Origin of the sequence: Luteolibacter yonseiensis (genome assembly GCF_016595465.1) — a bacterium.
In the GTDB taxonomy this organism is placed as follows: Bacteria; Verrucomicrobiota; Verrucomicrobiia; order Verrucomicrobiales; family Akkermansiaceae; genus Luteolibacter; species Luteolibacter yonseiensis.
Genome location: NZ_JAENIK010000011.1, coordinates 929,686 through 955,108, shown reverse-complemented (window position 1 = coordinate 955,108; position 25,423 = coordinate 929,686). Strand labels below are relative to the sequence as shown.

At 61.2% G+C, this 25,423-nt stretch carries 15 protein-coding genes; 3 read left to right on the top strand and 12 right to left on the bottom strand.

Translation table 11 applies throughout. The annotated features are described in order from the left end of the window. The first annotated feature begins 139 nt into the window (after window positions 1–139). On the top strand, window positions 140–1,318 hold the full coding sequence (locus tag JIN84_RS13805; RefSeq protein WP_200351625.1) for a metallophosphoesterase: 1,179 nt from the start codon (window positions 140–142) through the stop codon (window positions 1,316–1,318). Window positions 1,319–1,356: 38 nt separating this feature from the next. Here the strand turns inward: JIN84_RS13805 and JIN84_RS13800 are convergent, their stop codons facing one another. After that, window positions 1,357–2,661 carry a hypothetical protein gene (locus JIN84_RS13800; protein WP_200351624.1) on the bottom strand — a complete coding sequence of 435 codons (1,305 nt, stop codon included), beginning with the start codon at window positions 2,659–2,661 and terminating at the stop codon, window positions 1,357–1,359. A gap of 7 nt (window positions 2,662–2,668) precedes the next feature. Continuing rightward, window positions 2,669–3,934, bottom strand: a complete 1,266-nt coding sequence (locus JIN84_RS13795) for a hypothetical protein (RefSeq protein WP_200351623.1) — start codon at window positions 3,932–3,934, stop codon at window positions 2,669–2,671. Window positions 3,935–4,049: 115 nt separating this feature from the next. On the opposite strand from JIN84_RS13795, the gene JIN84_RS13790 reads away from it, so the two are divergent. Then, window positions 4,050–4,793, top strand: coding sequence for an N-acetylmuramoyl-L-alanine amidase family protein (locus tag JIN84_RS13790; RefSeq protein WP_200351622.1), 744 nt, complete (start codon window positions 4,050–4,052; stop codon window positions 4,791–4,793). Between the two features lie 18 nt (window positions 4,794–4,811). Continuing rightward, window positions 4,812–5,612 carry a hypothetical protein gene (locus tag JIN84_RS13785; RefSeq protein WP_200351621.1) on the top strand — a complete coding sequence of 267 codons (801 nt, stop codon included), beginning with the start codon at window positions 4,812–4,814 and terminating at the stop codon, window positions 5,610–5,612. A 21-nt stretch (window positions 5,613–5,633) separates the two neighbouring features. Here JIN84_RS13785 and JIN84_RS13780 read toward each other — a convergent pair whose 3' ends face one another. The 10 genes from JIN84_RS13780 to JIN84_RS13735 all read right to left on the bottom strand — a co-directional run bounded on the left by JIN84_RS13780 (window position 5,634) and on the right by JIN84_RS13735 (window position 25,342). Next, window positions 5,634–6,104, bottom strand: coding sequence for a rhodanese-like domain-containing protein (locus tag JIN84_RS13780; protein ID WP_200351620.1), 471 nt, complete (start codon window positions 6,102–6,104; stop codon window positions 5,634–5,636). Further along, window positions 6,101–6,805, bottom strand: a complete 705-nt coding sequence (locus JIN84_RS13775) for a DUF1573 domain-containing protein (protein ID WP_200351619.1) — start codon at window positions 6,803–6,805, stop codon at window positions 6,101–6,103. Before JIN84_RS13775 ends, JIN84_RS13780 begins: the two co-directional genes overlap by 4 nt. Next, window positions 6,802–7,494: a DUF1573 domain-containing protein gene (locus JIN84_RS13770; protein WP_200351618.1), complete on the bottom strand. Its 693-nt coding sequence runs from the start codon at window positions 7,492–7,494 to the stop codon at window positions 6,802–6,804. The genes JIN84_RS13775 and JIN84_RS13770 overlap by 4 nt, the downstream gene beginning before the upstream one ends. Before the next feature lie 7 nt (window positions 7,495–7,501). After that, window positions 7,502–8,017 (bottom strand): hypothetical protein, encoded by a 516-nt coding sequence (locus JIN84_RS13765; RefSeq protein ID WP_200351617.1) that lies wholly within the window; start codon window positions 8,015–8,017, stop codon window positions 7,502–7,504. Continuing rightward, entirely contained in the window at window positions 8,014–8,628 is a 615-nt protein-coding gene (locus JIN84_RS13760; RefSeq protein WP_200351616.1) for an anti-sigma factor, read from the bottom strand. The genes JIN84_RS13765 and JIN84_RS13760 overlap by 4 nt, the downstream gene beginning before the upstream one ends. Then, entirely contained in the window at window positions 8,609–9,271 is a 663-nt protein-coding gene (locus tag JIN84_RS13755; RefSeq protein ID WP_234043465.1) for an RNA polymerase sigma factor, read from the bottom strand. Before JIN84_RS13755 ends, JIN84_RS13760 begins: the two co-directional genes overlap by 20 nt. A 158-nt stretch (window positions 9,272–9,429) precedes the next feature. Continuing rightward, window positions 9,430–12,948, bottom strand: coding sequence for a family 78 glycoside hydrolase catalytic domain (locus JIN84_RS13750; RefSeq protein WP_200351615.1), 3,519 nt, complete (start codon window positions 12,946–12,948; stop codon window positions 9,430–9,432). Between the two features lie 16 nt (window positions 12,949–12,964). Further along, window positions 12,965–19,216 (bottom strand): lamin tail domain-containing protein, encoded by a 6,252-nt coding sequence (locus JIN84_RS13745; protein WP_200351614.1) that lies wholly within the window; start codon window positions 19,214–19,216, stop codon window positions 12,965–12,967. A 162-nt stretch (window positions 19,217–19,378) separates the two neighbouring features. Further along, on the bottom strand, window positions 19,379–24,028 hold the full coding sequence (locus JIN84_RS13740; protein ID WP_200351613.1) for a beta strand repeat-containing protein: 4,650 nt from the start codon (window positions 24,026–24,028) through the stop codon (window positions 19,379–19,381). Window positions 24,029–24,085: 57 nt separating this feature from the next. After that, window positions 24,086–25,342 (bottom strand): substrate-binding domain-containing protein, encoded by a 1,257-nt coding sequence (locus JIN84_RS13735; RefSeq protein ID WP_200351612.1) that lies wholly within the window; start codon window positions 25,340–25,342, stop codon window positions 24,086–24,088. Window positions 25,343–25,423 lie beyond the last annotated feature (81 nt).

Sequence of the window (25,423 nt, the reverse complement as noted above, 5' to 3'; positions counted from 1 at the left end):
TTCCGTCTGTCCGGGACGGGCGGAATATTGAAAGCGGCTGGTCGGGAGGCAGAAGGCCGGAGTTCCACCCCGTCGGATATTTCCCCTTGGCGGAAGTGGACAGGACAGCAAACCCGGTTAGGTTGCGGCGCTGTCGCTTATGCCTGTCGTTTACTTCATCATTCTCGGAATCCCGTTGCTTTCCCTCGCCTGGTGGTTCTGGGCACACCGGCGGCTTAAACGGTTGGCCGCTCCAGCCGGGATCAAGTGGACACTGGGCCTGATGGTGGCGGTGCTGCTGGCCGGCTACGTCTGGGTGCTGCTGGGCAGGGCGAACACGGTGACCATGCCGATCCCCGCCGTGCTGTACGCGCTGGTTTTGTTGTGGGGATTGATTTTCCTGCCGTTCCTGGGCCTGCCGACAATGCTGGTGTGGGCGGTTGGTTCGATTTACAAAAGGCTCTTCAACAGGAAATCCACACCCTTACCTTCTCCCATCGCGGAAGAACCATGGACCCGGCGGCAGTTGTTGGGGACCCTGGCAATAACATTGCCGGTGGTGGCGACCTACGGCACCGGTGCCTTCAGCCTGCCGAGGATGACGCGTTTCCGCATTCGCGAGCTGACGGTGGCATTGCCGGACCTCCCCGCCGCCTTGGACGGGTTGAGGATCGCCCATGTGACGGATACCCATGTGGGCAAGTTCACAAAGGGACGGGTTCTGGACGAGATCGTGAAAGCAACCAACGGACTGGACGCGGATCTGGTGCTTTTCACCGGCGATCTCATCGACAACACCATCCGGGATCTTCCTCTGGCGGTGCACATGCTGCGACAGCTCCGCGCGAAGTCCGGAGTGTATGTCATCGAGGGAAACCACGATCTCTTCGACGACGCGCCCGCGTTTGAAAAAGGGGTCCGGGACGCGGGCATCACCTTGCTGCTGAACCAGATGGCCGCGATCGAGATCGCAGGCGTGCCTGTCGATCTGCTAGGAATCGTATGGAATCACGGCGAGGAGGAAATGGCGGCGGATGTGGATACGGTGTCAGCCCTGCGCAGGCCGGGCGCGTTTCCGATCTTGCTCGCACACCACCCACACGCGTTCGACCGGGCGGCGGAGAACGGCATCCCGCTGACGCTGGCGGGTCACACCCACGGCGGGCAGATGATGCTGACGCACGAACTTGGCGCGGGTCCCCTGATGTTCCGCTACTGGTCCGGATTGTATAGGAAAGCAGATCGCGCGCTGGTCGTCGGAAACGGCACCGGCAACTGGTTTCCGCTGCGGGTGAACGCGCCTGCCGAGATCATCCATCTGACGTTGAGAAAAGCGTAGTCAGGATGGTCTGCGGCACCAAGGCCCGGCGATCCCCCTCATTCGGGAGTGACCTCGATGCCGTGGGCCTTTGCGAAAGCCTCGGCAGCGGCGGAGTCCCGCTTGGGCCAGTTCTCGTAGATCGCTTCGAAGGTTTCCTGTCTCTCGTCCGCAGGCAGCGTGAGCGCCCATTGCACGGCGGTCTGCGGTTCATATTCGGCGACGGTCGCGGCGTAGGTTTTCACTGCGGCGGCCTTCGCGGGTCCTTCCGCGGCGTTGGAGAGCCATCTCCCCGCTGCCAGATAATCCTGCTGGGTCCACTGTCCCACAAGATTGTCCACGTTTTCCGCGATGTCTTCCGCAGGGAGATTTCCCGCCATCCAGTCGATCCACTGGCCGGTCTCCTCCTTGGTATTGAAATAGGACAATCCCGCGGCAAATTGGGAAGTCTCGGCAGGATTGAGGTTCGCGGCGTCCAACCAGGTTTTCACGGATGCCAGCTTTTCGTTGGACAAGCTTCGCGCCATGTCTTCGAGGGAGGTGGCGATCAGGTCCTCCCGCTCTGTCTCGTCAGGAAGGGTCGTGGCATATTCACGCAGGGCCGCGAGCACCGCGCTGCGTTTCTCGGGAGTCGTGCCGGTCTCGACCAACGTGCTGATGGCTGACGACACATCGTCGGGCTTCATCTCGACCATCAGTTTTATAGCGAGCTTCGGATCGGTTTCCGCGGCTCCGCTGATGATGCTTTGTTTGGTCTCGTCTTCGGCGAGTTCCGGATACGATTCGGTGTGCCCGCGCATCCATGACAGGGCGGCCTGCGGATCTTGTTTCGACCAGCGGGTGAGCGCTGAAAGCATCATTTGCTTCCGCGTGCTTTCGTCCGCAAGCAGGTCCTTGGAATCGGAAACCAGGGCAAGAGCGGCCGCCGGATTCTGCTCGGCCAGAAGCATCACCATCACTCCCGTGAGGTTCCCGCGCATCTCGTCCGAAAGGCCCGGGTCGTCATGAACTCCGGCGATGACCTGCTTGAGTTGCCCCGCGTCCAGGCCGACGAGCTGCTTCAACAGTTGTGCGGTATCCGTATCGGATATCTCTTCACCGGATTTTTCACGTTGTTCCATTTCCTTCGCTTCCGGAACGAGCCGGGAGAGGATCTCACCGGCCCGCCCGCCGCCGGCCTCCTCGCGCTGGCGCTTGGTGAGCGGTGTTTCGTCGGACGGCTGGACGGTGATGCCGAGCGTTCCAGCCCTGGTGACGAGTTCGGCCTGATCCTGGCGCAGGCCTGTCAGGCGACTCCGCTGCATGAGCCCCATGGCTCCGCCGAGGACGAGGATAAGGAGGGAGGTGGCGAGGGAAAATTTCATCTTCGTATCATTCCAGGTCACGGAGCACCGCCTCGCGGCGCTTCTCGTCGGAGATCATTTCCGCCAGGTGGCGTGCCTCCTCGAGATTCGAGTGGGCGGAGTAGCTTTTGAGAAAAGCGATGAGCACCTCGTCGCTGCCGCTGGTTTTCTGATAGCCAAGAGCGAGCTGGGATGCTTCGGAAAAGCCGAAGTCGCCGCCGTCCTGCGCGGCTTCCGCGAGGGACTTGCCGATGATGCCATCCGTCTGGCCGGGAGCCTGTTTGTCCAACCAGGTGCGGAGGCTGTCGATCTCGCCCTGTGTGACCCCGCCATCGGAGGCCAGGTTGCCAAGACGGGACTCGGCGACCTGCATCGCGGCGGCGGCGCGTTCCTCCGGATTCGCACTGACAGAATCGAGGAATCCACTGACCTTGTCGTAGCCGTTTTCGTCCACAAGCTGGTCGGCGATGTGGGCGAACGAACCCTCGCGCTCGTCCGCCGGAACGAGCTGCCGCACCAGGGCGGCGTAGGATTTCTGCTCGCCGGCAGAGAGCTCCGGGAAGGACAGGTTTTCGAGCACCTCGCGGCGCTGGTCTTCCGGCAAGGCGGCGAGCCGGTTTCCGGCGGCGGTCAGATCGGAGCCGAGGATCGACTCCAGCAATCCGGACTCGAACTGGACGCGCATCTCGCTGTTGCCATCCAGGGTCCTGCTCTCGAATTTACCGCCCGCGATCTGGCTGTCCAACCATGCGCCGGCCGAGGCCCGGTCCTTTTTCGCCCACTCCTTCATGGCGTTGGAAAGCTGCCAGCCAATGGTGTCCGGCTCGCTCTCGATACGGTCCACGAAACGGTCCAGGGCATATTGAGGATCCTTTTTGACAAGGAATTCCAGAATCTTCTGTTCCAGCGCGCCGCGTTCCGCATCGGAAAGATCGAGCGTGGAAATCTCATCCAGCGCGGCGATCAGCTCCTCACGCGCCATTCCGGCCAAACGGAGTTGGAAATCGATCATCGCACGGACCTCGACGTTCCGGTCATCGTCTTCCGCGGCGAGCAGGTTGCCGGACATGTGCTTCCAATCGATGCCTTGTTTGCCATTGGTGGAATTTCCCCGGGATGCGACGGATGCCCGTGTGGATTCGGAAACATTTCCAGCCGCACCCGTGGCGGAGATTTTTTTCCGGATGACGCCGTTGTCATTCTCGACGCCGGAAATGGACCGCGACAGCGAGAGATTCCACACGCCGATCAGGACGAGCGACGCCGCGGGAGCAATGAGGTGGATGATTTTCAAGCGAGGGGAATTTTGACTCACAGGAATGATCCGTCAAGGCGGGGGAAAGAGTGGCGGGAAAGGACGGAAAGAATCAGGCTTTTCCCGGGCTGGTTCCCATGCGATGGATTCACACATGAGTCTGTTTGTGAAAATCCCGCTGTGTGTCTCCGCGTGTGCCTTGTTCATCTCCTGCGCCGGCCCTTCCGGTCCATCCGCCACGCCGTCATCCGTCGGGCGGGATGTTTACGGTCATCGCCCGGGTCCCAAGGGATTCAAGACCGTGATCATCGATGCGGGCCATGGCGGCAAGGATCCGGGGGCGGTAAGCCGCCACACCCATCAACGGGAAAAGGATCTCGCGCTGGACACGGCCAAACGGATCGCCGGCGAACTGCGCGGGGATTTCAAAGTCATCCTGATGCGGGGTGACGACACATTCATCGATCTGGACGAACGCGTGGACCGCGCCAACAAGCATGGCGGTGCGATTCTCGTGAGCATGCACTACAACAGCGGCCCTTCGCCGATCCGTGGACCGGAAACCTACTACTGGCGGGTGGACAGTCACGGGCTGGCGGTGCGCTGCCAACAGGCCATGGCGCAGGTATCCCCTGTGGAGGTCGGCAACCGTGGTCTCGTCCGGCGCCGCATCCGCCTGACGCGGAATCCGGAAATCCCGTGTGTCCTGTTGGAGGGCGGCTACCTGAGCAACCCCGCCGAGGCGCGGTTGGCTGGCGACGCGGGCTACCGCCAGAAGCTCGCGAACGCCATCGCCGGAGCCATCCGGACACAAGCCCGGATAGGAGACGCGGGAACAGGTCCCCTGCCCCGCCCGATCAACGCTCCGCCAAGCCGTCCGACGGATGCGCCTGAATAGGTCCCATTCCACAAAACCATGAAATCCCGTCAATTCAGGATCACCGCAGCCACGGCGGTGGTGAGCTTCGCGCTGGGCGTGGCATTCGCACCCACCTTCCGCGACCACCAGCCCCCTGCGACGGGCAGTCCCGATACCAATTCCTCCCTCAGGTCCCACCCCGGAAACACCCGCGGGGAGAATGAGGATCCGGCGGGGCGTACCCGGGTCGCTTTACGGGAGGAAAAGAAAAAAGCCACCGAGCCGACGGTGTCCATCCCGCTGGCCACCGTGACCAAGATGATCTCCCAGCACCAGGTGGCCGCCGGGATGGAGTATCTCATTTATGGGGTGGAACGATCCCTGCCGCTCCTCGGCGTGTCGGAAGTGGAGAAAAAAAATGTCATCGATGCCCTGAAACGGATCGATGCCGAGATACAGGATGAGGAGAAAAAGCAACTGAAGGCGATCCAAACCGACCCATCCGAGATCCGTCTGGACAGCAGCGGGATGGAGGCTTTTTCGAAAACCCTGCCGGCACGGATTCAGGAAAGCCTCCGCTCCCATCTAGCCACCGAACAAGCGGAAGTCCTGATAAGCTCGCTGAAATGGAACCTCTTGTATAGCACCGAAGAGAAGTGGTTCCCCACCCTTACGATCACCCGGACCAGTTCGGGCAGATTGATCGCATGGGCCAGGACAATTTCCGGAAAGACAGGACCAGAGGTGGATGCGAAATACGCGGACGACGGAACTCCGATTCCTGCCGATGAGGTTTTTCCCGACCGCTGGAAACCCTTCCTGAAGGGGTTCACCCTGCTCCCCACGAACGAGGACTAGAGGCGGAATCCGGCGGAGCCATCACTTGGATGCGGCGGAATCCACCGGCTTTTTCACCCTTCCCGCCTCACTCAACGCCCTCCAGCCCCCTCGCAGCACGGAAACCTCCGCACCGAGTTGCAAGGATCGGATCCGCTCGGCGACCTGGCTGCTGATGCCGCAGTTCTCGTCGCCGCAATAGACGATGACACGCGGGGTTTCCATGATCTTCATGGCCGTCTCCGCCTCGAACACCTGCATGTCTTCCGCCGGGTCCAGATTCCAGAGCACGGACCCCGGAACTCCGGATTTTTCCCAGTCCTTGCGAAGACGAGCGTCCACCCAGAGGATCTTGTCATCCGGCGGGATCTGCTCCAGGCAGACCTCCCCCGCCTTCAAGGTCGCGGGATCGCATGCCAGCCGGCGCACCGGCTCGCCCTTGATCAGGTAGGTTCCGCCCGCTGCCGCGCACGAAATGGAGACGATGGCTGCGAATTGACCGAAAGCATTCATGGCTGGTTGGCGACGTTCTCCGCCACAGGTTTGCGCACCTGGGCGAAGGCCTGCTGGTTCTTGTATTTCGAAATCGAACAGTCGGTTTCAACCTGGATCCTGCCCAGCAGGGGAGACTTGGTATCCAAGGGGGTCACGACGAGGTCGTATCGTTTGCCGGCTTCCAAGGTCTTCAGCTCATACCGGAACGACTCCTCGGGAACCGTCACATTGGTGACATGGATCGGCTTGCCGCCATCCATGACGATGTGGATCGTCCGGGGTTCCGGTTTGCCACCAATGTCCCAATGCACTGTTTTCGGCTCCAGGCTGATGACGTTGGGAATCTGGACCACCAGATCCAGGCGCATCGACGGCTTGTCGGGCGGTGCCTGGTCAAGCCAGAGATCGATCGTTTTTTCCTGGGGGCCCAAGAGGTTTCCAAGGGCCATCGTCGTTCTGATGACGCCGGACTCCCCGGGAGCGTAGGTGAACTTTCCGCCTGATATCTGGACGGTGAGGCAGGAGCATTTCGCATCGCTTTTGGTGATGGTGACAGGCCTGCCGTTTTTGTTGATGAAAGGAAAATCCACGATCACTGACTTCGCGTCGATCGCGGCCCGGGTCTCTTTCCGGAGTTCGGCGAATTCCAGTCCCGCCGCCCGGACCAGGCTTGCGGACACCAAAACAAACATCGCAGCGGCATTCCACGCGCGCATCATGGATTGGTGGCGGCTTGTGCGGAGGCCTTGCGGACCACACCGAAGGCCTGCTGGGTCTTGTGCTTGTCGACCTTGCAGTCGGTTTCGACGCGGATCACGGTCATACCGGGAGTCGCCGTATCCTGCGGAGAGACCACCAGATCGTATTTTTTCCCTTCTTCCACGGTTTTGATTTCGCAAACAAAATTCGGACTGGAGGATTTCACTCCTGTCACACGGATCGATTCCCCTTCCGCCATGCGGATGTGGATGGTCTGTGGCGCGGGCTTTTCACCCACGGTCCATGACAAGGTTTTGGCGGGTTCCATCACGACAAGCACGGGGATGTGGATGCGCACCGTCAGCCGCATCGTGGGAGTGGCGCTGGAGTCGTCGTCCAGCCACAGGCCAATAACCTTGTCCACGGTGCCGGAAAAATTCCCCAGATCGAACGTCGCGCGAAGGGTACCGGACTCTCCGGGGCCATACTTGAGCTTTCCGCCGGAAATCTCCACCTTGAGGCACGAGCAGCCGGGATCGCTCTTTGAAATCGTCACCGGTTTGCCGGTGTCATTAGTGAAACTGAAATCCGCCGTCACCGTCCTGGCGTCCGCCGGGGCGTTCACATCCTGGGTCAGTTCCTTGAACTTGAGTTCCGCCGCCTGCGAAAAGGCCAGGAAAGACAGCCAGAGGGCGATGATGGTTTTCATGCCTCCATTATGAAGCCGGTTTCTCCTTCGACGCAAGGGCAACGGCGATAATAAGCCGCCCGCCCCTCCATTCGGGCCCCAGGACAAACAACGGCTTGCCACCCTCCAGGCGTGCGTCCGTTTTCAGGATCTTCTTCCGGCTCAGCCAGAATTCCAGATCGAGGGCGACCTCATCCGGCGTCGGCTTGCTGCGCGCCTCGAAGCGTACGAGCACCTCATCCGAAGGTTTCAGCGGCTGGGCCCAGCTTTCATAGCTCCGGAGAAGCGGTTGCACGTCCTGCCCCAGCACCCGGTAATTCTTGAAACTCAGCCGTTCTTCCCCGCGCAGACGTTTCTCCGTCTCCTTGCTCACCTCTTTTTTCCCCTCGCCGGCCGCCTTGGGATCGCCATTCGTCGCGTAATAAACGGTGACACTCACCCGTCCCATGTTGGTCTTACCCGGGTCGTCCTGAGCCGTGGAAAGGCCGGAGAAGGCCAGAGCCGCCAGCATGACGCCGGTCCGTATCCATTCACGCCGCATCATGGCCCCGTTTCGATTTCGGGTTGAGATTCCACCTCAGCCGTCGAATCGACCTCGCTCTCGGTCGGAACGAAAACCGTTTCGTTGAAATCCATGGCATCGGGGATCGCCGCGACACCGTTCAGGACGATGACATTGGCGGAAGCCTTCGTGCTCGCGAACCATTCGGCATTCACACCGCTCTCGGGGGTGTAGATGACCGGGTCCACCAAAACCGCCCGGGGAGCATTGGACACATCATATTCCGGAGCGGTCTGCGATGTTTTCCCCACCCAGAACGCCAGCACCATCCCGGCACAAGCGGTCAACGGCATCAGCCATGAGGTGAATGAGAACGATTTTTTCCGCACCGGAGCCGTTTCAGCAGCCTGAATCGCAGGCGACTGCTCCCGGATCGCCTGCATCACGCGGCTGTTGAAAAAATCCGGATACGGGGGTTCCTCGCTCGCAGGCAGAACCGCGGCGATGGTTTTCCGCCAGTTGCGGATCTCCTCACGGGCGGCGAGTTGCTCCGGTTGGCCAACCGCCCACGCCTCGACAGCGGCAAGTTCCGCGCCGGTCAATTCGTCGTCCAGCCAAAGGGCCAGCGTCGCTTCATCGGGATTCGTATTCATCTTTTAGCAGGGCTTGGAGTTTCTGACGTGCGTAGAACAACCGGCTCATGACCGTGCCCATGGTGCTGGACATGGCCTCGGCGATTTCCTTATACGACAATCCTTGCACGTCTTTCAAGATAACGACCTCACGGTGTTCCGCGGAAAGCTTGTTGAGAGCGATCTGGATCTTCTCACGCAGCTCGCCGTGTACCAGGGTATCGTCGGGAGATTCTCCTCCGGACGGTGTGGTAAGTGACCCGGAGTCAATGCGTTCGCGCTCGAAAATCTCATCATTCAACTCACCCGCGCTCTCGATTTTCCGTTTGCGAACCCAGTCGTAAACCGCGTTGTGGGCGATGCGGTAGAGCCACGTGGAGAATTTCGCCTTCGCCTCGAACCGGGGCAGGGCATGCCACGCCTTGATGAAGACCTCCTGAGAGAGGTCCCATGCGTCGGCTTCCTGATGGATCATGTTCCGGATCATGGCGAATATCTTTCCACGGTGCCGTGTCACCAGCGCGTCGTAGGACTTCATGTCCCCCTTCTGCGCCAGTGCCACCAGTCGGAAATCCTCGTCCGGATCATTCATGGAGGAATCCGGATCGAGGGAGCCGACAGGCTCCCGCATGATCTTGGACGGCTCACCATGGTTGTTATTCATTGTTTCAGGAAAAAATCTCCACCGGCAGGAATCCGGCGAACATGGATCACAGCCTGCGCGCCGAATCCGGGCCACGCAACCCGGAAATCAGGCGACCCGCGTGAACCCATCCACGCGGGCCGCCCTACCCATGAAACACGGCTCCGGATTCCGTATTCCTATTCCATGGCTTGCGCCGTGGCTCTTTCCTGCGCGACGGCCATCTGGACCGTGTGCGTGGCGACTCCCCCTTGAGGAGTCTGGATGGTGTAGGTGAACACATCCGGCCCGGTGTTCCCGGGCGGGGGCTGGTAGTGAAGGGAGCCGTCGCGGACGGTGATCGCCGCGCCATTGATGCTCAGGGGGGCGGCGGAACGGAAAACACTGCCCTTTCCATCATTCGCCAGAAGGGTGCTCACCAGGATTTTCACATCCCCGGTCGCGGGCCGTGAGATCTTGTCCGTGCCGGAGACCACTCCTTTTCCGCTGGTGAACTGGTAACGGCCGGATTCCACCGAGAATACGGCGGCACCGTTTTCCATCCTGAGGAATTTCACGCCCTCCACCGAGTCCACCGGCTTGCCGGATTCCAACACGCTGTCGAGCCCCTTCGCCGGGACATGGACCGTCGCGGTGGTGTTCGTCGGAATCGCCGTGGTGAGGGTGAAGGTCCCGTTCGCCGAACTCCATGCGCTGGTGACGAGTCCATGGATGGTCTTCAGCTCACCGCTCGCCTCCGTCAGCTTGCCACCCGGCACCGGCTTGATGATGATCCGCTTGAATCCCGGCGCGGCAGGGTCCAGGTCGATGCCCGCGACCGAGCCGTAGAGCCATTCCCCGCAGGAACCGAGCGAATAGTGGTTGAAGGAATTCATGATGACGTTCTGGAATCCCTTGTCAGGCGTCCAGCCGTCCCAGCGCTCCCAGATGGTCGTGGCTCCCATTTTCACGGAGAACAGCCAGGAAGGGAACGTGTCCTGATGGAGAAGCCGGTAGGCGGTGGCGGTTTTCCCGGCCTTGGTGAGCTCCGGCAGCAGGTAGCTCACTCCGACAAATCCGGTCGAGAGGTGGTAGTCCTTCGAGATGATGTCGGCCTCCAGATGATCCGCGGCCTTCGCGCGGAGTTCGTCGGGCAGCAGGTCGAATTTCAACGCCATCACATAGGCACACTGGGTCTCTCCGGCGACCTTGCCATCGGAGGAGACATACTTCGCGATGAACGCCTTTTTGATCGATTGGAAAAGCTCCTCGTATTTGGCGGCATCCTCGGTCTTCCCAAGAGCCGCCGCGGCCTTCGCCACAAGCTTCGTGGAATAGGCGAAATATCCCGTACCAATGAGTTCCTTGTCGGTGTCCGCACCGATGGACAGCCAGTCTCCATAGTCGCTGCCACGGTTTCCGCTCCGGATGAATCCGGTGCTTCCCGACCTCGAATAATCCACCCAACGGACCATCGAGGGATATTGGCGGGCCAGCAGTTGGAGATCGCCATAGGCCTGGTAGATCGTCCACGGGCAGATGACGCCGGCGTCGCCCCAAGCGGGTGTCCCCTTCGATGGTCCGGCGAACGGGGCGACATCCGCGAACTGGCCGTTGGGTGCTTGGCTGTCCGTCACGTCCACCAGCCACTTCGTGAAAAATGCCGCGACATCCGCATTGTAGGTCGCGGTGCGGACGAAGACCTGCGCGTCGCCCATCCAGCCCAGACGTTCGTCCCGCTGCGGGCAGTCCGTCGGCACGCTCAGGTAGTTCCCCCTTTGCCCCCACTCGATGTTGGACTGGAGCTGGTTCACCTGTCCGTCAGAGCAGACGAATTTACCGGTTTGCGGCGTATCGGATGCGATCACCACGCCGGTCACCGCGTCCAACGGGGGCTTTTCGGACACGCCCGTCAGTTCGACATAACGGAACCCATGGAAGGTGAATGACGGTTGCCAGATTTCCTCACCCTTCCCTTTGCAGACATAAGTGTCGATCGATGGTGCTCCGCGCAGGTTGTCCGTGTAAACGGTGCCATCGGGATTGAGCATCTCCGCGTGGCGCAAGGTGATCTTCGTGCCTGCCGCGGCGGTGATCTTCAATCTGACAATGCCCACCATGTTCTGCCCGAGATCGTAGGTCCACTTGTCCGCCTTCGGTTCCGTCAGGGTCTTCGCCTTGATCGTGGACAACTGCCTCACCGGCTCCATCACCTGGCCGTTCATCTCACGCGCGGGTTCATCCCGCTCCGCCACCGGGAGCCATCCGGAATCATCGAATCCGGGTTCGTTCCAGCCTTTGATTTCCTTGGTCGCGTCATAGTCCTCCCCAAGCATGAAATCCGTCGCGGTCAACGGGCTGACATGGGATTTCCAAGTGTGGTCCGTGACGACGCGCTCCTTGCCGCCATCCGCATAGGTCAGTTCCAGTTGGGCGAGAAGCGCCGGGCTTTTCCCCCAATATTGGAATCCTCCGTTGCCGATATGGCCGGAATACCAACCATTCGCCACCTGCGCCCCGAGCACGTTCCGTCCTTGGGCGAGCAAGGCCGTGACATCATATTCCTGATAGCGCAGGCGTTTCGAGAAGTCCGTCCACTCGGGGGCCAGGAAATGATCACCCACCCGTTTGCCGTTGAGGTTGAGCTCATAGATGCCCAGGGCCGTGGCATACACGGTGGCCCTCACCACCGGTTTATCCACCGTGAAGGTCTTCCGCAGATAGGGGACGGTTGCGGGAGCCACCAGATCCGTCGGATAGTGGAGCCGGGTGTTTTCATCGAAGGACTTCGTCACCGGCTGTCCGTTCACGGAAAACTCGACGCGCAGTTTCTTGACGCGGTTGAAGGCCGGATCGGCCCCGAGGGACCCATTGTCCACCGCAAGCGTGAAACTCCCCGCCTCGGCCAGTTGCGCCAGCTTCGCGGTCACATCCATGGAACCGACTCCATCCGCCGCCTCATACGAGGCGCGGAGGATCCTGGGTGGCGGCGAGAGGTCCTGGGGGAAATTCATGGACGCCTTCTCGGGGAAAAACCTGACGGATTTTTTCCCCGCGATGTCATACTCCACGCGCAGGTGCTTCACCTTGCCATAGGCAGGGTCATTGCCAAAACCCTCGTTGCCCACTTCTACGGAAAACCCGCCTGACGTGGCTTTCGCGGTGAGTTGTTCGGTCACATCAAGGCCTCCTCCACCCTGCACCGGTTCGTAGGAGGCCTTCAAGATCACGGGAGTCGGCAGGCCCGGGTCACGCTTCACCCGCGCGCTTGCGTCGATCCACTTCGCGCTCCAGTCGGATTGCTCCAGCAACCCGATCGACCATGTGGCGGGCTTGCTCCATTCGGAAGGTTCTCCCCCCTTGTCCCATGACCGCACCTTCCAGAAACAACGTGAACGCGATGCGAGGGCCGCACCTTGGTAAACGATCTGGCTCGTCGCGTCCCCGCCGACCTTGCCACTGTCCCACAGGTCACCCTTGTCCTTGGCCAGAAGCTCTTCGGATGAGGCCACGAGTATTTGATAAGCCGTCTGTTTTTCACCACGCTCGAGCGATCCGACCAGCCAGGAAAGGCGCGGCTGCCTCACCTCGATGCCGTGGGGATCCGTGAGATACTCGCAGCGCAGGTTGGTGGAGGTCACCTCGGCGAGCAGTGGGTTCGCAAGCAGCGCTAACGCGGCACACACCTTCCGGCTTGTTGGATTGGAATGAAGTTTCATGAGAGTTATGGAAAGTCTAGTGGATGGCGAACCGGAAAAACCGGCGGCTGGCCCCTGCGGGACCGGACACGCGGAAGGTGAGCCGCTCGCGGGCGGGCGAACCGGAGATACGGGTGTTGCCAACAAACGCCGTCTTTTCCGCAGTTTCCCAGACGCGGAGGTTTTCCGAGCGCTGAGGCACGAGATTGAGTCCGGCCACATCGGCACGCCGCGTGATGGAAAGCAGCGCCGTGCCACCCGCCTCCAGGGCATAGGTCGGAGCAAGGCCTGGCTCGGCGACGGATGGATCGCCACCGACGAAATACTCCATCAGCGTGGTCAGCCCGTCACCATCGGCATCGAGATGATCGGCATGATTGCCATGCTCCGCTTTCCACGTCGCGAAATCGACCGAATCATCCGTGCCGGGCGTACCGCCGGGTGCCACACTCGCGCGCCAGCTCAGGGGATCCGACAGATCCGGATTTGAAAAAGGTGCGATGAGAACGATCGAATAACCCGCGGTGTCCGCGAGGGTCGGCCACGGGGGATCATCACTGTAATCCATTGTCAGGACCAGATCTCCGTTCGCGCGGCGGAGGGTCAGGGTCTCCCCCTCGTTGGCGAGCGAGCCGGAGATGAAAACACCCGTTACCGGCCGGCCGGTGCCGAACACAGACTGGAAGGCTGTCTGGTTTTTCACCAGCAACGCCCTCGCGCCGGGGGCCAGGGTGGCTCCACTCGGGAAGACATAGGAGATTCCGGTGATGGCGAGGCCGCTCATGTCCACCGTCGCGGTTGAGACATTCCTCAGTTCGAGATACTCAGCATCCGCATTCGCCAGCGGGTGATAGTAAATCTCCGAGATCACCAGATTCCCGCTGGAAGGAAGCTGGGTATTCCCGCTGTTCGTCACCGTGACGCTGTCCGTCCCCACCACCTGCCCGGAATAGTTCAAGGCTTCCAGTTGGATGAGATTCACCCCTCCGTTGAGCGGGACCACCACGCTCCATTCCGTGGACGATGTCCACGTGACGCCGAGAGTGGTGCCGGATCCCGCGAGGCGGATGTCCTTCACGTTCACCCACCCCTTGCCCGAGATGACGACGGGCGTGTCCGTGGAGGAGAAATCCGCACCGCCATTGGTCGTGATGGAAAACGCCAGCGGGGCGATTTCCGCGTTGATGGCGGAAAGGATATAGTTCGACCGGGTGTTGATATAACCCAGGTGTCCTGAAAAGTTCTCGTTTGGCAGCAGCGAGCCGTAGTGGCCCGTCCATGCGGACATGTAGGACTGGTTGAAAACCGTCGTGCAGATGTCATGCAGGTTGCCGAGATAGATACGACGCCGGGCCGGATTGGCCGTGAGTTTCTGCAACTCGGTATTGGCGAAAATCGACATCGTCGCGTTATACGCGTAGTCCATGTCATGGGGGAAATACAAAACCCTCCCGTCGGACGGGCGGGCGTAGAACTGGCCGTTGTGACCAGAGTTCGAGAAAAACGAATCCCCCGCCCCGCTGGCGCAGGAATAGGCCAGCGCACGGAGCCACTGGTTCACATCCAGCACATCGTTCACGGTGGCGTCGAATGTGGCGCCGGACTGGTCGAACTGTTTGGTCATTGCGATGATCCGCGAGTAGTCATCCTTGTCCTCGCTGTTTTTCGTCAGATAACTCCAGCGGTAGTTCTCCTTGTCGTCCCCCATGGCGGTCACCCCCACGCCGACGACATTGTCCGGCTGCGGCAGCTTGTAGCCATTCGCATCCGCCGTGGTCGGATAGTAGATGAGTTCATATTCGTAAACCGTCCCGTCCGCGCCATCCTCGAACTGCGAATCCAGGAAGACCGACCCGAAGCGGGCCATCTGCAGGATGCCCGTGCTGGTGTGCGCAGGATCCGGCGCGATGACCTTCACCAGATCATTGCACTCCGCGGGAATGCCGCCGCTGGCATACATCATGTGATCATAGAGAATCTCCTGTGCTCCGGTGATCTGGCCCTCCGAACGGTCGATCGCGATCGTGCCGTGCACACCCCGGAAAAGCTGGTCGTCGTTGAACGAGAGATTGAATCCCACACGGGCGGAATTCTGCCGCCCGCGCTGGCTGCTTTTCAACCGGACGCCGGTGTTGTAGTAAATCTCCCTTTCACCATAGATGACGGTGCAGCCGATGCGGCCGTTGCTCATCAGGTTGTTCACTCGGTAAAGCAGGGCCTTGTCGGCGGGATCCATGATGATGCGGATGTTATGCAGGCCGTTGGTCGCGGCCAGACCGTCGTTCACCTGATAGAGCGCGTGGGACGACGGGCCCTCCGCCGGGAAATACGAGATCGCGGGAACTTGCGCGCCGTCGGTGGCGGCCACATAGAAACGCACCACGGATGCTGCGGAAAATCCCGGAATGCTTGCGGCATAAGTCCCATCCTCCCCCGTGGGGGTCATCGGCACGCTGACAAACGCGCCGCCGGCCGGAGAATAATGAAGCGTGAGGCCGCCCAGCCCGTCCACATCGCCCGCGCGGGCGGTGACGGTGACCGGCTCCCCCGGCTGCGGAACGGCGGGCGAGTGGGTGAACCGGGTGAAGCCGGGGCCGACATTCGTCACGGCGGTGGAATTCACCGCACCCGGAGTGCCGAGGACCTCGGTCCGGGCCAGGGTGGTGGTCCGAGCCAGGCGGTTGAAATACAAGCGGGTGTTGAGCTTGTTGCAGCCGCTGATCCAGCGGGCCTTGAAGGAAATCCGGTAGGTGCGGCCGTTGACGATCGAGCGTCCGTTCTGAAGCGTCTTTTCCACATGGTTGTGCATGTGCTCGGTGGCCCCGGTGGCCCGCAGGTAGAGCGCGTGGTTCGAGGCGTTGGCCGGATCGACGACGACACGGGCGTCGCTGTGGTTGCCAAGAAAACGCCAGCCCGTAGCTCCGCTTTCGAAGTCTCCGCCACTGATCATCTGAACCGGGCTTCCAGCCGGATTTTCCGTGACCGTGATGTCGTCGATCAGCATCTCTCCCTCATCCAGCAGACCGAAAACAAAGTCCCGCCACTGCCCATCCGGGCCCACCGTGCTGGCGGTCGCGACTCCCTGGTAGGTGAAGGTCTGCCAGGTGCGCCGGGCTGTCTCATCACTGGCGGCCCATGACTCGGGAAGGGAATTGTCCGACCGCGCATCGCGGAGTTCCAAGGTATTCCCCCCGCCGTCGGCTGTCTCCGGCCAGCGTCCTCCATCGACATAGGAAACGGAATCAGCTGGATTCCCCACCGCGTCCGAGAGCACCACACGCTCGCCGCTTCCGGACAAGCTGCCCGACCACGGACCGAGCACCGGCCCTGCCGCGGAAACCAGCGCCGGATCCTTCGCCACCACCAGATACCCTCCCGCAGCCAGGGTTGTTCCGGAGGGAATGGTGTAGCCGACGCCTTCGCTCAGTTTCCACCCGGACAGGTCGACGGAGACCGGGCCCTTGTTGTATAATTCGATCCATTGCTGCTGTGAGGCAAGTTCCGGGACCGCCGGGCTGCCCGGATCGGAAGTGATGGTTGCGGAAGCCTGGAGCCCGAATACCACATCGCTGCTGCTCGTGCTGTTCTGGTGCACCTCGACCGAAAGCCTGTTCGAACCGGCGACAGCGACACCAGGAGGAACCGCGACGGTGATGGGTCCCGTCTCGACGGCATTGGCGACGCCGGTGCCGGCCACCGTGCCGGAGGTCACCGCGCCGCCAGGCATGTTGACCCGCGCCAGCTCCACGCCATTCAGATAGAAAACCGCGCCGTCATCCAGCAGATGCGTGAGATTCAATGCGGACAGGGTCGCCGCGTTCGGCGCGCTGAGGGTGAAATCCGTCTCAAAGTAATAGGTGATGACGAACGGATTGTTCAGGGCGGGAGAGGTCAGCACCGTGGCCAAGCCGGATTGGAGCGTTCCGTTCGTCGAGTAACCGAGCGTGCCGGGTCCGGACTGCCAGCCACCACCTACGGCATGTGCCGTAGCCGCCCAATTCGCAGGCAGGGCGGGTCCGCTTTGGTTGTAGCGCCAGGTGGTGCCATAGGAGATCAACGGAAGCGTGCCGGTGACGGGCGGCACACCGGGAATGGCTGCCAGATCGGGAGCATTGTAACATATTTCATTGATGACGACGTCCGTATTCAATGCGAACTGGTTCGCGCTTCCCGGAGTCGCCGCAGCAGGCCTGAGCCAGTCCCCCGGGGAAGTCCGGTCACGTCCGCCGGGAGTGGTGGCGGCCAGCCGCACATCCGCGATTCTGGAACCCGGAGCGGACAGGACGATCTTGTCGCCCGCCGCCGGACGGAACCCCAGTTGTGCTTCGGTGAAGCCCGCCACCGCGCCCGCCGGGATGGAAGTGGCGGCCAGCGCATGGGTGGCTCCACCCGAAATGCCGATAGCATAACCAGCAGTCGAAATGGCAGCGGGACTGTCGTTGATGATTTCAACGAAAAATGCAGTGTCGCCCGTCCCGGCGATTTCGTTCAACTTCAGGGAGGGAGCGGCTTCGGGATCAACGGGCGTTTCCGTCGCCTCCAGTAGCGCGGAGAAAAACGCGCTGTTGTCACCCGGCGCCTTGTGAAGCGATACCGAGAGCACGTTTGTTCCAGTCACCAGAGCGCCCGATGGTACCGTTTGGAAACCCGACGCCGCAGGCTGGACGATGTTCGAAAGCGCGGCGGTGCCATGAGCCACCTCTCCCGGCGGGAGATTCGTCCGTGAAATCTCCTGACCATTCAGATAGAAAACCGCTCCATCCGCCGTCGTCTGATCGAGGCGGAGTTGTGTGCGGCCGGGATCCCCCGAGAAATTGAAGGACTTCCTGAAATAACTGGTTTGGGCTGTCGAAGAGATTCCCGTTTTCACCGCCGTATCGGGGAATGCGGTGGCCAGGCCGTAACGGGCTTCGAGATAGGCCCCGACGGATAGGAAATCGCCGTCCGACAGTTCGTTTTTATAAACGAGCAGTTCCGCGATGTCCGCTGGAACCCCCGCGCTGCTGCCCGCGGTGGAGTGGCCTCCGATGACGATGGGCTGGGGAGTCAGGTTCTCACCGTCATCCGGGGTGCTGGCCTCCATCACGCCATCCACCCAGATTTCAAAACGGGAGGCGGCGGGATTCCTGCGGATCGCGACGATCTGGAACCTGTCCGTCGCGATGGACGAGGTGGAGACAGGGCCGCCGAGGCCGTTGTTCGAATCATCCCGTTTCTGGAACTCATAGCGGTTGTCGTTCACCTTGAGGGATGCGAGCGGGTAATCGAAGTCAGTGCTGTCTCGATCGAAAAAGAAGTCGCCATTCGCCATCCCCGGATTGGCCTTGCAGACGATGAAATAGACAAAACCGGACGAAGCGGAGATGCCGGGTGCCTGTGACGCGCGGTATTCATCATTTCCGTCAAAGCGCACGACAGGTTCTCCCGACGGTGTGACATCGGTCCGGTAGGTCGGATTTCCTCCGGCGGAGGTGTTCTGTGAAACCCCGTCGGCCGTGGCGGTGTCCGTCCATTGGGAGAATGTCGAACCGTTGGACACTCCCGTGATGGCACCGGCGCGATATCTCGAGGTCAGATCGGCGGTGACGGTGAGCACCGGCGACGAGGTCGTGGTGCCGAAAAGCGGCTGGCCGGCCGCCCAAGTGGAGTCGTCGAACGCGGCGCCGGTCCAGCCGGTGGCGGGGGCGGCATCCGTGTCATTGAACCGCCATGCCGAAGCGGTGTTCGCGAAAACGTGTTGGATCGGCACTCCGGGCGTGGGGAAGTTCCTCGCTGCCGGGGTTCCGCCGGTCGTGAGGCTTGCGGTCCAGCTGGATGCTTTTTCCGAATCGGTCCCGGGCGCGCGTTTGGCGAGGGTCGCACCGACCCCATCGGCGGCGATCGGCCAGGCACCCACGTCGCCGAATTCCAGATGATCCATCACCCGGCCGGAGCGGCTGACGAGTTCGATGGTTTCTCCGGAGTTCGACAAGCTTCCGGAGAACGGCCCCCGCACTCCGGGGATGCCGGTGAGTGCCGGGTTCGCGGGATTCTTCGCCACGATCATGTAGCCGCCCCCGGCGATGACCGTACCATTGGGAAATGTGTAATCGATCCCTTCGGTGATCCTCCACCCGGAGATATCGACATTCACCGCCATCTGGTTGTGCAGCTCAAGCCACTCGGCATCCTGGTTCGAAGCGGGATTGTAGTTCACCTCGTTGAAAGTGACGACGGCATCGGCAAACAGAAGTGCCGGAAAAAACGCCGCCATGCGGGCGGCGGAACGGAGGATGGCATGAGGGATCATCGTGGACCGGGAGAAGCGGGATTGGGTTTTTCAGAACTTCTCTGAAGTGGAAAATGGCGGATCTCCGGCGGATGACCAGCCTTCCGCCGATATGGGATTCCCGGTGCCGCTCTCACGAGCGACTCCGGGAATCCTTGGAATCAGGTCATCGTGCCGAAAGGATCATTCGGTGGCCTTGACGCGGATGAATTTCTTCGAGCCGCTGATCGGGATGACCACCTCCTTGCGGACGTAATCGGACGAATAGAGGCCGCCTTGATCCGACGCATTGGAAGGCGTCACCAGGCTGGTGGACCATGAATCCGCCGCCAGGGTCTCGCTTTCCTGCACCACATAGTTTCCGGGAGCGCGCTGGCACCAGCGGAGGATCAGGTTCGTGCCGGATTTTTCCATGGTGGACAGCGAACCGGTGCTGGCGACCGGTGAAGTGCCGAAGAGGTATTCCTGAAGGTTGGTGAATCCGTCGCCATCCGGATCATCCCCACGGTCGCGGTCGGCGGCGTTGGGAATCACGTCATCCCAGATCAGGTACGGATCCGTCACGGGATTGTTGCTCACGGTCAGAACTCCGGTTCCGGAGAAACGGGTGTCATCCTTGAACGCCGCGGTGGAAGCGGTGCTGCCGTAGGTTCCGGCGATCTGCTGCACCCCTGCGTAATACAAGGTGCCCACGGTTTCATCCCCGGCGAGGCCGAGCTTGCCACCATCGATGACGAGCTTGTTGGAGTCCGGGATGGAGCCGCCGTTCACCGTCAGCACACCACCGAGAACGCGGGTGTCACCCGTGTAGGAATTGTCTCCGGTGATCGCCATCGTTCCCGGACCGCTCTTGGTCAGCGGTGACGCCGTAGCAACACCAAGCGGACGGATGTCTTTCAACGACGAGCTGACGGTGAGGTCGGCATCGCCATTGCCCGTGACATCCGCCACATCGAAGACCGTTCCGGGAGACGCGGCGGAACCGAGGGAGACATTGGCATTGTCACTCGGAGTCGCGCCACCGATCAGGAAGGCCGGATCGGTGAAGATACGGGACGCCCTGGTGCTTGATCCGGCGGGAACCACCACCGTTCCGACGAAGGCAAGGTTCGTATTGAAATCACCCGCGGTGCCGCCGCCGGTGATCCTCACCTCGGCGCCATCCAGCGTGAGGTTCGGCACGAAGGCGACCGTGCCGCTTCCGCCGCTGAGGAGCGATCCCTGGTTGATGCGGATCGAAGGTCCGAACTCCGCCAGCATGGTTGAATTGCCAAGCGGGGCGATGCCATCCAGAGCCAGGGTCGCACCACCGTTGACGGTGAGCACGTTGCTCGGGATCATTGCGCCGGCCGCGCAATACTGTCCTTCGCCATCACCGGCTCCCGCACCGCCGTTGCCGACAAGCGCGAGGAATCCGTAGTAGGACTCGAGGACTTCGGAGCCAACCGTGATGCCGCCGGTGAGGGTGTTGGCATTGTTGGTGAGCCGCACCGCGTTGATGCCATCCACCAGCAGCTTGCCGGGTCCGTCGATGACGGGCGCGAAGTTGAATCCGCCTCCGTTCACCTCCAGTCCGCGCAGGTTGAACGTCGCGCCTTCCTCGATCGTGACAGGCGACGAGAATCCGCTGTTCGCATTCCTGAAGTTCAACCGGAGCGTGCCTTCCTCGATGATCGTCAGACCATTGTAGCTGAAGTTCGTCGGGATCAACGCGTTGGAGAATTCCTGAGTTCCCGCTCCCGTCTTGGTGACGGAGATGGAGCCTCCCGCCTGGTTGCGGATGAAACCGTTGAAGACATGATCCTCGTCCGTGTCGATCGTCAGCCAGGCGGAACCCGGATCCTCCGTGTAGCCGGGAGATCCCACTTCGTCGTTCTGGATCATTCCGAGGCGGTTGGTCGTCGCGCTCTCAAGACCCGCCACCGTCTGGTTGGTGCCACGGAGCTGGACCTTGCCGTTGATCGCACCGCTGCCGACATTGAACCTGAGCACCGCGTCCGGACCGAACTGGTTGTCGAAGGCCATGTTCACGAACGTGTCATAGGTGCCATTCCCCACGGTCACGTCGCTCGGGAACGAAGGGGCGTCAGGATTCGCTCCGACAAGTGTTCCCTGTGTGACGGTGATTCCCTTGGTGAACGTGTTGGTGCCCGACAAGGACAAGCTGTTCACCCCGAGTTTGGAAAGCGGGGCGGAGCTGGCGATCACATTCGAAATCACCGCGTTTCCGCTCGTCGAATCCAGACCCAGCGTGGCTTCCTCCGCGAATCCGCTGGTTCCGATCGCCGCGACGTCCGCGCTGGTGAACTCACCGGTCCCTCCCACACGGAGGGTCAGCAGTGTTGAAACGATGATGTTGGAGCCGGTCCATTTCGTGGTGTCGCCGTTATAGAGCGAGTTGCGCTTCCCAAAGGTGAGCGCTCCTTCGCTCACCGTCGTTATTCCGGTGTAGGTATTGGCACCGCCCAGGGTCAGCGTTCCCATACCCACCTTGAACAGGCCGCCGTTCGCCGTGGCCGAGGCATCCGTGATGGCTCCCTCATAGCTGGTGGACGTCGAGCTGCCGATGTAGAGCTCCGTATCCGTTCCGGAGGTGGAATTTCCGAGGATCACCGAGCCACCCGTTCCCGAAAGGCTGGCAACCACCGGTTGCCCGGACCTGAAGTTCGCGATGCCTCCGGACACAGCCACCGAAGCGGTGCCGACACCCGAGTCACTCGCAACGTTCAGCGAGCCGTTGCTCACGAGGATGCTGGTGGTGAGGTCGTTGTTGGTCCCCAGGGTCAGGCTGCCGGTTCCGGAAATCGAGATGCCGCCGGCGACCACCGGATTGTTGAACGTGGCGTTCCCGGCTCCTTCCAAGGAGATGTTGTTCGCAACGGTGAGTGTTTGTCCCGCGAATGTGTAGGGAGCGGCGACGCCGTTGGTGAAGGTCATTCCGGCCGCATTGATCGCAGACGGAATGTTGATGTTCCTGTTGGAGGCGTTGCTGCTGCTATCGAAGCTGAGCGGCGCCAGGACATTGTAAGGCGCGCTTGCGGTTCCTTCCTTCCAGTTGTCCGCCGTCAGATCCCAGGTGGAATTGGTGGCACCCGACCAGGTGAGCGGGGTGAAGAGCGGCACCGGGCTGCCCAGGGCGATGAATTCGCGGAAGCCGACCCAGCTGTTCTCCTGGCCGGCGAAGTCGAATCTCAGCGCGCCCACATGGGTTCCCAACACATTGCCAGCTGTCGATGCGATCCGGGTGTGGGTCGCGTTGACGGGAGGAAGCGTCTGGTTGCTGATCGTCTGGATGGGAATCCAGACCGTCGGATCTTCCGCGGTGGAATAGGAAACCTTGTAGTTCTGGTCATCCCTGCCGCTGTTCGCCCACGCGGCATAGGTGTCGATGGAGGTCAGGTTGTAGCCTTTCGAGTTGGTGGAGATATCCAGCGGGAAAACGACATAGGTGTCATTGTTCGGCCCGACGCTTTCCAACTGGTTCCCTGCGGATCCGACCGAACCGTCGGTCAGCACCGCCCAATCCGGATTCGTATTGTCCGTCGCCCCGTGGTTGCTGCCGGCGGCGAAGGCGGGATCTTTCGGCAGGGTGTTTGCGAGAAGATTGGTGCCGGTGGGGAAGGTCCAGATGTTGGTGTTGTTCGACTCCTTGACGACGGTGATCACCGGAGGAGTGTCACGAAGAATGAACTCGCGATAGCCGCAATAGCCGTTTTCCTGATCGTGGAACGTCAGGCGGATGGCCGCCACCCCAAGCGCCAGAGGAGTTCCGCCGCTGCGGGTGACCCTGGTCCGTGTCGCCTTTTTGGGAGAATCGGTGGGTGGATATTCCGTGTGGTTGAAAACCTCCGTCAGAGGAAGGAAAACCGTGGGAGCGCCGACGACCGAGTATTCGAGCGTGAACCTCTGGTCATCACGACCGTTGCTTCCCCATGCGGCGTATGATTCGAAGGAGGTGATGTCGTAGCCGGCGGGTTTCGCCGCCAGATCCAATGGGAACGTGACCGTATTGCCATTATTCGGTGTCACGCTCTGGATGTTGCCCGCCGCATCCGTCGTCCCGAGCACGCCGTCGGTCACGGTGGCCCAGCTGGAGGAGGCGGTGTCGCCGCCGTGCACCGGTTGGGCGGGAGCGGGTGTGGCGGTGGCCCCGTTGAGCAGATTCGGTCCGACAAGCGGGGACCAGTTGGCATTGTCATTGCGGTTTCTGTTGTCCACGCAGACGACGCTGGAGTCGTCCTTGAGAACAAACTCCCGATAGCCCACATAGCCGTTTTCCTGCCGGTCGAAGATGATCTTGATCGAGTGGACGCCCGTGGCGAGGAAGCCTGAGGTGTCCGTCAGGCGGGTGTGGGTGGAACGGTCGTTGCTGGTTCTCAGGTCAACCGTGGAAATGGTGATGAAATTGCTGGGATTCGCCACAGTGGAGTACTGGAGCATGTAATTCTGGTTGTCCCGTCCCGAGTTCCCCCACGTGCAGTAGGAATCGAACGAGGTGATGTTATGCCCCTCCGGTTTCGAGGTGAGATCCAATGCGAATGTGACGCTCTCGCCATTGTTGGGAGTTACGCTGGTGGTGGCATTTCCGCCGGCATCTCCCAAGGTGCCGTCGACCACGGTATCCCAACTGCTGGATGACGCTTCGTGGGTGGCGGCGGTGACAACCGGCGCGCGGCCGGTGAGCAGGTTCGTTCCGGCGGGGAGCGTCCACACTCCGTTGGTATTGGACTCGTTCGTGAAGACAACCTCCGCCTGGGCCGTGGCACAGGCCAGCAATGGCGCGAGGCAGACCATCAGGGTCCGGGGGAGGAATTGAGGATTACGGGGTTTCATGGGGTTTTGGGTATTTTCGGGTATTTGCTATATGAGAAAAAAATTGGAAAAAAAATCTCAGCCGACGACGGATGGATTGCATGCGGCCCGCCACTGACCGGGAGTTTTGCCGAAGTGCTCCTTGAACAACCGGCAGAGGTTTTTCGCATTGCCCAGGCCTGTCTCGATGGCGATGGGTTCAAGCTTGAGGGCGTCGTCCATCAGCAGTTCGGCGGCCGCCGCCATCCTCCTGGCCATGATGTCCTTGCCGATGGTGTTGCCGGTGGTGGAACGATAGAGCCGATAGAGATTCCTCACCGACATGCCGCATTCGCGGGCCATTGTCGGGATCGAGATGGAATTCGGATACTGGCTCCGGATCTTCAGGATCGCCTTGGAAATGCCGGGAACCTCACAAGCGAACGTGGCCGTGGATTCACGCTCCACCACCCGCCTCGGCGGAATGAGACGGAGGGTCGGTTCGATGGCCTCTCCACGCATCGCACGGTCCAGCAGCCGGGCCGCGGTGTAGCCCAGCAGCTCGAGGTTCATGTCCACGGATGTGACTGGGACATGGGACCGCTGCCGCACGGCCGCCACGTTCTCCATGCCCATGACCGCGATGTCTTCGGGCACGCGCAGCCCCAGCTCCCTCGCGGCGGCGATGATCTCGACGGCGAAGCGGTCATGATCCGCCATGATCACGCTTGGAAGCGGGAGCTGGGAAACCTGTTGAAGAAGCCAGTTCGCACGATCCACCGGATGATGGATGGTAGAGTCGATGACGGTCGGCTCCTTCCCCGCGAGGCGGCAGGCTTCGAGAAATGACGCGCACAACAGTCCCGGTCCGCCGGAACCATAGTTGCGGAAAAAAACGATATTGGCATTTCCCAACGAAAGCAGATGTTTCGCGGCCAATTCTCCGGCCTTGGCCAGATCCGGCGCCACCGTGCACATCCCGTCGGCGGGCATCACGCTGGCGGCGGAAACCGTGTTGCCGACGATGCGGACCAGCGGACAATCCAGTCCACGGGTCCAGCGCCAGAGTTCGTCCGGCCCCGTCGTGGAAAGCACTCCGTCGAAAGGACGCGCGCCAGCCACCGTTCTCTCCACCACATCCCAGCGAAGTTCGTGCGCGGCACGCAGGATGCCCGCATGAACTTCCGGCGCACGGGGGTCCAGCATCATGCTGACGAGGGGTTTCCTTCCACGCTTCCGGAGCGGACGTGACAAATCCGCCGCTCCGGCGGAATGACCGCGGGTGGAGACAAGGGTAGCCGTGGAAATGGAACCACTGCTGCCGCAACCGTATGGGTTTGTTGACGGAGCTTTCATGCTGCGATGCCACCACGAGAGGCCGTGGTGGAGGCTGGATGACTAGCGGCCAAACAGGGTTTCGTGAACCTCCCGGTTTAT